Here is a 10,399-nt window from a genome sequence, read left to right as displayed (position 1 = left end):
GCCTGCTCATGCTGCTGCGCATGCCCATGCGCATCAGCGGACGGGAAGTGGTCATCGGCGTCAGCATCGGGATCGCCATCGCCGAGCCCGCCGACGACGAGGAAACGGTGCTGCGCAACGCCGACACCGCGATGTACGCCGCGAAGTCGTCGGGCAAGGCCTGTGTGCGCCGCTTCGATCCAACGATGCACCGCGACGCGATGGAGTGGCTCGAACTCGAGTCCGACCTGCGGATGGGCGTGGATCGGCGCGAGTTCTTCCTCGAGCTCCAGCCGATCATGCGCATCGAGAGCGGTCGCGTGAAGGCGTTCGAGGCGTTGATCCGCTGGAAGCACCCCTCCCGCGGACACGTTGTCCCCGGGCTGTTCCTCCCGATCGCCGAGGAAACCGGCATCATCGTGCGGATCGGGCGCTGGGTGCTGATGGAGGCCTGCATACAGGCCGCCCGATGGACGCACACCGCGCCCGAGCCGCCGTCGGTCAGCGTGAACCTCGCCGCCAAGCAACTCGACAGCGAGACGATCGTTGAAGACATCCGGGAGGCACTGATGCGTTCGGGGCTGGATCCGCGTCGGCTGACGCTCGAAATCACCGAGAGCGACATGATGCGTTCGCCGGAACTCGCGCTGGCGAAGCTGAAAGCGCTCAAGTCGCTCGGCGTGAAGCTCGCCATCGACGATTTCGGTACCGGGTACTCGTCGCTGAGCCACCTGCAGTATTTCCCGGTGGACGAACTGAAGATCGACCAGTCATTCGTGTCGCGCCTCGAAGACGGCGAGCGCGAAGCCGCCTTTGTCCGCACGATCATCTCGCTCGCCAAGTCCATGAACATCGAGGTCGTGGCCGAGGGCGTCGAGCATCCGGGGCAGCGGCAGCTGCTGCATGCCGCCGGCTGCGACTTCGGACAAGGCTATCTCTTCAGCCGCCCGCTCGGAGTGGACGCGGTCGAAGGCTTCGTGCAGCACTCCAAGCAGGTGCTGCCGTTGCTGCCGTCGAGCGCGAAAAAGAAAGCGTAATCGTGCCCGGTCAGCGCCGACGTCGCCCCTTCCCCGGGTGACGGCGTCCGCCCGGGCCACGCGATCCACCACCGCGATCACCACCGCGATCACCGCCCCCACCGCGCCCGCGATCGCCACCCTTCCGCGGCGTCCCCGCACGGTCGGCACCCGCGCGCGACTCGCTGGCGGCCGGCCGGCGCTCACGCTCGTCGTCGGTGAACGGGAGGTCGAGCTTGTGCTGCAGGTCGTCCAGCGTGTCCGCCCGCACCGACCCACGCTGACCACGAGGCACCACAAAACGCACCGGACGGTCCAGCGACGGCACCTCCTCCTGGATCATCGTCCGCGCCAGCTTCTCCGGTACGCGCAGCCGCACCACCGGCACCAGACGGCCGTCGTGCTCCTCCACGTCGTAATCCATCGGCACCGTGCGGTCACGAATCTCGACGGCCCCCGGCATCGCCCGGGCCTCCGCCACCTGATCGTGGCTGACGAAATCCCGTCGGTCGATCAGCATCGGCATGTTCCGGATGCTCTCCCAGTTCGTCGCCGTGCCCATCTGCATTTCATACCACGCGGTCAGCTCCGCCTGCCCCAGTCGAGGCGTTACGCCGCCCAAGCGACGCCACACTTCGCGGATCTCCTCGACGACCGGCTGATTGCGGCGCACCCCCGCGTGCCGCAGCGATTGACGCGCGGCCGCCTCGGCCAGCAGATGCCGAGCGGCTTGGGCGTGCTCGGGCGGAAATTCGTCGAGCCCTTCACTCTCGCGCGCGAGCTCGAACCCGAAGTATGTAAGCCGTCGGCGCAACAGCACCGGCGACTGCTTGCGATCGGGATCGAGTGCCAGCTCCGGTGGATGGCGCTGGGCGTACTGCTTGATCAATTCGATCGACAGCTGCGTGCCTTCGATGCCCGCCCGTGGGACACCGAACCGGTCGGCGAAGTAGCGCAGCGATCCCGCCACCGCCCCCCAACTGCCGCACACGCTCGTCTTCGACACGCGCGCCTCATGCCCATCCGGCGTCTGCTCCTCAATCACCAAATCGAAGGGCATGAAGCGGGCCAGCAGATCGCAAAAGCGCCGGTGCAGCTCAGGGCGCACCAGCGGTAGCGTCATCGGCAGCGGCATCCCCACCGACCGGTACACGCTGGCCATCGCCAGCGCGGCGTCTTCGAGGGACTTCACCAGCACGCCACGTTGCTCGGCCCAGTGCGCGATCCGCTCGGCATCGAACATGTGCCGAGACAGCCCGTACACCTCCCCGATGTAGCCGGCGGCGCGGAAGCCGTCGGCGTATACGTTGTACGCCGTGAGGTGATCGCTGCCCCGCACCACCAACCCTTCTAGATCACGCCCTTCGCGCGTCATGCGATGCAGCGAATCGATGCCGCTCATCACCGCCAGCATCGGCAGCAGTTCATCGTCACCATTCACGATGAGTTCACCCCACGCCCGCTCCACCGGCAACGCTTCCACCGCCTTCCCGTACGTCGTCAGCCGGCCGTTTTCGATCAGGCCGCGCGATTCGAGATGCGCGACCGCGTTGCGGTACGCCACGCGGTCGAGCGGTACCGGCAGTTCGAGGGCATCCGCCTGCACGCCGAGGTCGGCGCAGGTGAGCGCCACGCGCTCGGAGTCGCCCGCCAGCTGAAAGTCGGGTGCCGTGGGCTTGAGCGTTTCGAACCGGATATCCCGGTCACTCAGGATGAACACCCGACCGTTCTCCACGCGGCCATGCACGCGCCCCGCCATCTGCAGGATTTCGTTCGAGCCCAGGTGCACGCGCGTGAGCACGTTGCGCCCGCGGTCGATCACGTTGGTGAAGCGGGTGTCGTCGATGATGACGGTGTCGAGCCCCGGCACATTCAGCGCGCTCTGCCCGGCCGCCGTCATCGCGAGGAAGAACGGCTTCGGGACCACGCCTTCGAGAAATGGACGGATCACGCGAATCGGCTCGCCGCCGTGATAGTGAGCGGCCGTAATGCGCGGGTAGCGCAGCCGCACCCACTCGGCAGCCTCCTCCACCGAGGCGCGCGTGGGCAGGAACATCGCCACACCGCGCTGCGATCGGGACACCTTCTGCAGGAACTTGTCGTCGAGGAAATTCAGCGGCTGCTTGCGCTCGACTTCGACCTTGGCGGCCTTGGTGGCATCGAACGCCGACACCTGCAGCACGTCGGCGCTTTCGAGATAGCGCGCATAGAACGTGGGATCGACCGTCGCCGACAACCAGATATAGCGGCATCCCACGCGCTTCCCGAGCGCGAGACAGAGCTCGAGCTCCGCGCTGGTCTGGTGGATTTCATCGACGACCAGCGTGTCCGTGGGCTGAATGTCGCCGTCCTGAAACCAGCGTCGTGCGATGCCGGTCGTGATGACCACGACGTTCCACGACGGCGTTTCGGGCGTCGCTTCACGTTCGCGGTTCACGACCCCCGCCTTCAGGACCGTCGTGCCGAGAATCGTTTCGGCGATTGGACGGATCGCGAGCGTTTTGCCGGTCCCGGTGCCCGCCACGATCCCGAAGCCCTGACCACTCGACGCCAGGCGTCGCAGATCGTCGCCGCGCGTCCGTTCGAGGAACGTATCCAGGTGCAGGCCGACGGCGAGTTCGATCGTCTCGCAGGCCGCGCGGGTGGGCGCGATGACGATGACGCGCCCAGTGGGCGGCTTGGCCGCGACAAAGGCGTCGCGGTCGGGGGGTAGGTAACGATCACGGGGAGTGCGCACCCGGCAAATCTACTGCGCGCACGACCCGTTGGATCAATCAGCGGCACACGGCTAGAATGCACGGATGAACGCTCCCGCTCGCTGCTCCTGGCCCGTCAAACCGCTGGACGTCACCTATCACGACGAAGAGTGGGGCGTTCCGGTACACGACGACCGGACGTTGTTCGAGTTCATGACCCTCGAAGGCGCGCAGGCCGGCCTGAGTTGGTCCACGGTGCTCGCGAAACGTCCGCACTACCGCACCGCCTTTCAGCAGTGGGATGTCGACGCCATCGCTGCGTTCACGCCGGCGCAGGTCGATGCGCTCATGCAGAACGCGGGGCTGGTGCGACATCGGCAGAAGCTTGAGAGCACCGTTGGCAACGCGCGGGCGTTTCTCGCGGTGCAGGAGGCGTTCGGGACGTTCGACGCTTACCTCTGGCGCTTCGTCGACGGCACCCCCCTGATGACGCGGCTCAGCACGTCGCGCCAGATGCCCACGCAGACCGCACTGTCCGACACGATCTCGAAGGATCTGAAGGCCCGTGGATTCCGCTTCGTGGGCACCACGATCTGCTACGCGTACATGCAGGCGGTCGGGCTCGTGAACGATCACCTTGTGTCGTGTTTCCGTCACGACGAGATCGCCGCCCGCTGACGCCGACTGGGCGGCGCCAGCGGCCCGTGCGCCCTACCGCTGAATCAACTTCACCCGCTGGCCGTTTCTGAAGATCTCGATCCGGTCGGCGCGGCCATCGCGATTCACGTCGGTCCATACCTGCAGCAGTTCGTTGCTCTGATCGAGAAAGATGGCGCGCCACGGCACACCGCCGCGCCCTTGATCGGGGACGCGCACCGTGAACTCGTTCGTGCCAAGCCACTGCATGATGTCGGCGCTGGGCCGCCCCTGCAGGACATCGACGACGGCGCGCATCGGTGGAAGCACCTGCGGGTAGGCGCGCGACGCATACTCCGGCAAATCGTCGCAGCGGCCATCCTTGTCGAGGTCGTTGCACACCGGCGGACCGTAGCGCTGGTCATCGCACCATCCGTCGCCGTCGCGGTCAAGACAGGTGGCCGATCCGAAGCCCGGCGGCCGGACGCCCGGCGCCTGATTGAAGTAGCGCGGATCGTTCTGTGCGCCCTGCACCACCACACCGCCCGGCGTCACGTACCCGCCGTATGACCCGACGGGCCCCGACGGTGACACCGCACCCCCCGGATACGACGAAGCCGGCGAGAGATTCGCCGGCTGATCGCCGTGCAACTGCGCGTCGGTAATCTTCTTGGCCTCCCAGGCCTCGCGGGCCCGCGGATCCGCCTGAGACAGATCCGGCGGAATCAGCGGTGCGCCCTTCTTGTATACCGGCTTGGCGAAGCCCTTGATCGGAAGGTCCGGCTTCTTCCCCTTCGCCGCATCCTCGCCGTAGATCACCCGGCCGTTGGCCGGCTTGTTCCGCACCGCACTGGCGCAGTCGGTCGGCGCCGGCTGCTGGGCGGGCGGGACCTCGTCGACCCACACACGGCACATGCCGGCAGGCGGACGATAATCCTTGGGAATATCGGCCTTCTCGCTCTTCTCGTTCTTCTCGCTCCGACTCTGGGCGTGAGCGTGCCCCGCACCGAGCGTCAGGCTCAGCGCAACGGTCGTGGCAAGGACTCGCCAATTCATCTGGAACATGCCTTCCTCATGCAGGACGTCGCGCGCCGACCACCACGGAGAGCAGACGGACGTCCCGGTGTCTTTCCAAAGCAGGGTCCATGCCACGACGGACCCGACCGTCGGCGGAGACCCTGCTGTATGGTAAGTATCGGCACCACGGGACTCTACGGACAGGGGGGCGGGACCGCGAGGTAACGGGCAGCGTCCGTAGGAGGGGACACTTCCTGTCTAAAACACAGTCAGGGGTATGGAGTTCCGGGTCTGGAGTGCGGGTCTCCCTACGCCCGACTCCCGACTTCGCCCTCAATCCCCGAACGAGATCCCGATCATCCGCGCGGCCTGGACCACGTCGTGCGCCGGGTCGACCCGCTTCGTTTCCTTGAGCACCTCGTCGATGGGAATGGTGACCAGATGCGGCGACTGGAGCGCCACCATGTGTCCCCATCGTTTGTCGGCCACCGCCTGCACCGCCGCCGCGCCAAAGCGCGTGGCCAGCAGCCGGTCGTATCCCGTGGGCGAGCCGCCGCGCTGCAGGTGCCCCAGCACCATGGCGCGCGTTTCCTTGCCGGTGATGCGCTGAATGTCGTACCCCAGCCGTTCGGCGATCCCCCCCAAACGACGATCCTGTCCGGGAAGCGACGCCCCGATGATCGACTCCATCCCGCCCTTGGGCTTCGAGCCCTCGGCCACCACCACAATGCTGAACCGACGGCCGGCGGCATCGCGGTCCATGATCTTTTCGCAGACCTTCTGAATCTCCCATTCGATCTCGGGAATCAGAATGACGTCGGCGGTCCCGGCGACGCCGGCATGCAGCGCGATGAATCCAGCATCCCGCCCCATGACTTCCAGCACCATGACGCGGTCATGCGACTCGGCCGTCGTATGCAACTTGTCGATCGCTTCCATCGCCGTGTTGACGGCCGTGTCGAAGCCGAACGTCGTCACGGTGCCGGGAACGTCGTTGTCGATCGTCTTGGGCACGCTGATCACGCGCATCCCCTTGGCGGCCAGCTGGGCCGCGATTTTCAGCGAGCCATCGCCGCCGATCGAGATGATCGCTTCGATGCCGAGATTGCGGGCGTTCTCCACCAGCTCGTCGGAGCGATCGACGCTCTTCCACGTGCCATCGGGCTGAAGAATCGGATAGGCGAACGGACTGCCTCGATTCGTCGTCTTGATGATCGTGCCGCCCTGATTGGCGATCCCGCGAACGGTGTCCTCCGTGAGCGGGACGATCTCGTCTTCCCCAAGGAGCCCGGCGTAGCCGCGTTTGATGCCCAGGACGTCCCAGCCACGAGTACGCGCCGAAAGCACCGCCGCCCGAATGACGGCGTTGAGTCCCGGCGCGTCGCCGCCGCCGGTGGAAATCGCAATCCGCATGTCAGTTGAGATCGATCGAGTGGTTACGGGGGATGCCCGTAATCTATCGCGCGGTCACGAGTTCAAGGTGTTGGGAACGCCGATGCGCGCATTGGGACCCCGGCGCCGGCGGCCAGCTGTCGCACGATCGAATCCTGGTACGCCAGGGCGCCACGCAGCGAATCGATCTGCGCCTGCATATTGGCATTCTCTTCGCGCAGTTCGCCGACCAGCGACCCGAGGTCCATCACCGCCTGCCCTGCGTTGAGTTCGCTGGAGGGGCTCGGCATGCTGCCGCTGCACGCGCTGGCGACACTCGCGACCACGCTGACGGCCACGAACGCGATGAGGGTGGCCACCCGGCGATGCGCCGTCGACCGGTGGGCGGTGCGAGGATGATGGCGGCGAAGTTCGGATGACATGGTTCGACGACCTCGGGCTGATCGTGTGAGCCAACGCGGCGAGCAACTCGATGCCTTGCGATATAGTCGCCGCGTCCCATCCACGACACCCTCTGCTCCTGCCACCGATGCCGTGTTCACCCCACACCCCGCCCCCGCACCGTCGCCGACGTGGCGCCACCCTGATCGAGCAGCTCTGGCTGCTCGGCCTCACCGGCGGACTGGTGGCGCTGGCGATGACGTATGGCAGCGCGTTACTCGCCTCGCTCGATGTCGCGATGGCGGCACAGGAAACCGTCGACCTGCTCGCGCTCGCGCGCGATCACGCCATCGCGACCGGTGCGCGCACCGCGGTGCGCTTCGATGCGGCGGGAACGCGCGTCGTGGTGCACGTGGGCCGCGATACGATCGCCATGGGCGACTTCCACGGCAGTGGGCTCACCCTCGAGGCCACGCGCGATTCGCTCAGCTATGCGCCGTCAGGGCTCGGCGTGGGGGCCGCCAATCTGCGACTCGTGCTACGACGAAGCGCCCGAGCCGACACCATTACGGTGTCGCGTCTCGGGCGCGTGCAACGACGATAGCCCCCACCGCACGCTCAAGTGCCGAAGTCGAACCCCGGCACGCTCACGCGCGGAATTTCCTGGCCGATCGTCCGTTCGATGGTCCGTACCATGCCGATCTCCTCCGCCGACATGAACGTGTACGCATCGCCCGTGCTCGCCGCGCGGCCGGTGCGGCCGATCCGATGTACGTAGTCTTCCGGCTGCTGCGGCACGTCGAAGTTGATCACGTGCGTAATGCCGGAGATGTCGAGACCGCGCTGCGCGATGTCGGTGGCCACCAGCACGCGCAGCTTGCCCGACTTGAAGTCTTCCAGCGCCGCCATCCGCTCGCGCTGCGACTTATCCGCATGCATCGCCCCCGCCTTCACGCCGGCCTTCTCGAGATCCTGCACCACCCGATCCGCGCCGCTCTTGGTGCGCGTGAATACGAGCACCGAGTCGTGCGCTTCCTTGGTGAGCAAATGCACCAGCAGGTCGTTCTTGAGATGACGCGGCACAGGATACACTGCGTGCGTCACCGTGGTGGCAGCCGACGAACGCCGACCCACCTGCACCACGACCGGCTTACGCAGATACTTGCGCGCGAGCGCTTCGACTTCCGGCGGCATCGTGGCGCTGAACAGCAGCGTCTGCCGGTAGCGGGGCACCTGTTCGACGATGCGATTGAGTTGCGGCGCGAAGCCCATGTCGAGCATCCGATCCGCTTCGTCGAGCACCAGCGTCTCGAGATACGAGAAGTCGACGTTGCGCTTCTCCAGATGATCGAGCAGACGGCCCGGCGTGGCCACCACCACGTCAACGCCGGCCCGCAGCGCGCGCTCCTGCGGCTCGTAGCCTACCCCGCCGAACACGGGGATGACATCCACCGGCGCAAACTTGGAATACTTACGTACGCTCTCTTCCACCTGGAGGCAGAGCTCGCGGGTGGGGGTGAGTACGAGGACGCGGGTCCGGCGCGGCCCGCCCAGCAGGCGATGCACCATAGGCAGCGTAAAGCTGGCCGTCTTGCCGGTGCCCGTCTGGGCGAGGCCAATCAGGTCACGCCCTTTCAGCGCGACCGGAATGGCGTCGCGCTGGATCGGTGTGGGACGCTCGTAGCCGGCTTCGGAGAGCGCAGCGAGCAAGGGTTGGGCGAGGCCCAGATCGGCGAACGTGGTATCGTCGATCAGCGTGTCAGGGTCGATTGCAGTCATGTGTTGACTGGAAAACTAATCGATCACGACGTCTGGGAAGGCTAGGCCAGCTCGATCTCGCGACCGCTCAGCTGCGCAATGAGGGCAAGCCGGAAGGTGACGTCGGCGGAAAACGCCGTATCGGCGGGTTCGCCGAAGGTTGGATCGGAGAGCGGAAGCAGCGGCCACGACCACACCGGCACACGCTCCGGCATCACCACCGAGCGTGGCGGTGTCCACCGATGCTTCCGGTCGCGGTCGTCGAGCAGGCGATCGAGCAGCTTGCTCCAACCATCGTGACGTTTCAGATAACCCAGACGCGCCATGACCTCGAGCCATCCCAGCGACGAGGGCATGTCGGCATCCATGGCATTCCGCGTCGGGAGCAGGTCCCCGAGCACCAGGTGAGGCTGCTCGATAAGGTGCGGCCCGACTTGCTGCACCGGCTGCTGGCGCGGCCACGGTTGCGTCAGATAGGTGAACAGCCGGTCCATGAACTCGTAATGCTCACTGCGGAAGTGCGGCATCGAGCCCAGCATCACCAGCAGATGGAACGACGGCGCCGCCACGTCGGCCGGCAGCACATGCTGGTTGCCCAAGCGGATCCACGGCTTCTGCGCCAACGGCGACTTGAGGAACAGCATCACGCGGTCCACCAGGCGGCGGGCCGCACCGCGAAGGCGCGGATCACTCTCATACCCCGCCTGCGCCAGCGCCGCGGCCGCCGCCTCGCGCAACATCAAGCGCCCGCGCTTGATCAAGTCGTCGTCCCACTCCGTGGGCATCATCTCGGCGAGAAACGCTGGGTCCTCGTCTTCCGCCAGCAGCCGGAACAGCAACCGCTTGGTCGAGCCGAGGGCGGGGCTTTCCGGGTCCCAGCCGAGTTCCAGCAACCGTCGGTAGGCCGGGATCGTGCCGATGCCCTCGAGGGACCCGCCGGTCGGAATGGTCAGCATGCCCCCCGGCCACTGGCCGTCTCCGTCCTGCATCAGCAACAGATGCCATCCCTGCCGGCTGGCGTAGGGCAGCGTGGGCCACCCCGGTTCAGCGGTGGCCTTCGGCCAGAAGGCCTTCATGGCGCGAAACTGTACCGATGGTGACGCGACACGAAGCAGCCAACTCATCGGAACCGTGACGGGTCCCGCGGGCGGTGGAGGTGACGCGGGGATCGGCGGGGGCGGCGACCGGCGCAGCTCCGGAGAGACCGGCTGCGAGCCAGGCGCGGGTAGCGGCGAGATCGAGGGCGTCACAATCGTCCTATTGTACGCGCCCGCCCCGGTTCCGCCAGAGGCTCGGCGACGAGCGTGACACGATTTCTAACGGCCTCATCTATGCGGTCCCGCGCCGCTTAACGATTTGCTGGCCTGTTGCGTCTACACGGTACGGCAAGTCCTCGGCGCGCCCGCGCTGCGGACCGTACAGAACGACCAACTGAGCCCCCTTCTCATGAAGAACACGATCCGCATGTTCGTTGCAGCGGCCGCCCTCGCGATCGCGGTACCTGCCTACGCCCAGGGTGGCGGT

The 10,399-nt window shown here is 66.5% G+C and carries 9 protein-coding genes; 3 read left to right on the top strand and 6 right to left on the bottom strand.

Annotation, left to right across the window (positions count from 1 at the left end; translation table 11 throughout):
- The coding region (locus ACIRA7_RS11855; RefSeq protein ID WP_396221053.1) for a putative bifunctional diguanylate cyclase/phosphodiesterase at positions 1-1,016 on the top strand (1,016 nt) is incomplete at its 5' end.
- Between the two features lie 10 nt (positions 1,017-1,026).
- Here ACIRA7_RS11855 and ACIRA7_RS11850 read toward each other — a convergent pair.
- Positions 1,027-3,732, bottom strand: a complete 2,706-nt coding sequence (locus tag ACIRA7_RS11850; RefSeq protein ID WP_396221052.1) for a DEAD/DEAH box helicase — start codon at positions 3,730-3,732, stop codon at positions 1,027-1,029.
- Between the two features lie 64 nt (positions 3,733-3,796).
- Between ACIRA7_RS11850 and ACIRA7_RS11845 the strand changes: the two genes are divergently transcribed.
- Entirely contained in the window at positions 3,797-4,369 is a 573-nt protein-coding gene (locus ACIRA7_RS11845) for a DNA-3-methyladenine glycosylase I (protein WP_396221051.1), read from the top strand.
- 33 nt (positions 4,370-4,402) lie between these two features.
- On the opposite strand, the gene ACIRA7_RS11840 is transcribed toward ACIRA7_RS11845, so the two are convergent.
- The 3 genes from ACIRA7_RS11840 to ACIRA7_RS11830 form a co-directional block, all read right to left on the bottom strand.
- Positions 4,403-5,392 carry a hypothetical protein gene (locus ACIRA7_RS11840; RefSeq protein WP_396221050.1) on the bottom strand — a complete coding sequence of 330 codons (990 nt, stop codon included), beginning with the start codon at positions 5,390-5,392 and terminating at the stop codon, positions 4,403-4,405.
- 285 nt (positions 5,393-5,677) lie between these two features.
- Positions 5,678-6,757 carry a 6-phosphofructokinase gene (locus tag ACIRA7_RS11835; protein ID WP_396221049.1) on the bottom strand — a complete coding sequence of 360 codons (1,080 nt, stop codon included), beginning with the start codon at positions 6,755-6,757 and terminating at the stop codon, positions 5,678-5,680.
- Between the two features lie 62 nt (positions 6,758-6,819).
- The gene (locus ACIRA7_RS11830) at positions 6,820-7,158 is read right to left on the bottom strand and encodes a hypothetical protein (RefSeq protein WP_396221048.1); all 339 of its coding nucleotides are present in this window, start codon (positions 7,156-7,158) and stop codon (positions 6,820-6,822) included.
- Positions 7,159-7,265: 107 nt separating this feature from the next.
- Between ACIRA7_RS11830 and ACIRA7_RS11825 the strand changes: the two genes are divergently transcribed.
- Positions 7,266-7,721: a GspH/FimT family protein gene (locus ACIRA7_RS11825; RefSeq protein ID WP_396221047.1), complete on the top strand. Its 456-nt coding sequence runs from the start codon at positions 7,266-7,268 to the stop codon at positions 7,719-7,721.
- 14 nt (positions 7,722-7,735) lie between these two features.
- On the opposite strand, the gene ACIRA7_RS11820 is transcribed toward ACIRA7_RS11825, so the two are convergent.
- Both ACIRA7_RS11820 and ACIRA7_RS11815 read right to left on the bottom strand, forming a co-directional pair.
- Positions 7,736-8,896, bottom strand: coding sequence for a DEAD/DEAH box helicase (locus ACIRA7_RS11820; RefSeq protein ID WP_396221046.1), 1,161 nt, complete (start codon positions 8,894-8,896; stop codon positions 7,736-7,738).
- Between the two features lie 41 nt (positions 8,897-8,937).
- Complete coding sequence (locus ACIRA7_RS11815) at positions 8,938-9,951, bottom strand: hypothetical protein (protein WP_396221045.1); 1,014 nt, start codon at positions 9,949-9,951, stop codon at positions 8,938-8,940.
- Between the last annotated feature and the right edge of the window lie 448 nt (positions 9,952-10,399).

The sequence above is a fragment of the Gemmatimonas sp. genome (assembly GCF_044376735.1).
Taxonomy (GTDB): Bacteria; Gemmatimonadota; Gemmatimonadetes; order Gemmatimonadales; family Gemmatimonadaceae; genus Gemmatimonas.
The sequence above is the reverse complement of the archived record's forward strand: the minus strand, read 5'-3'. Positions and strand labels throughout refer to the sequence as shown.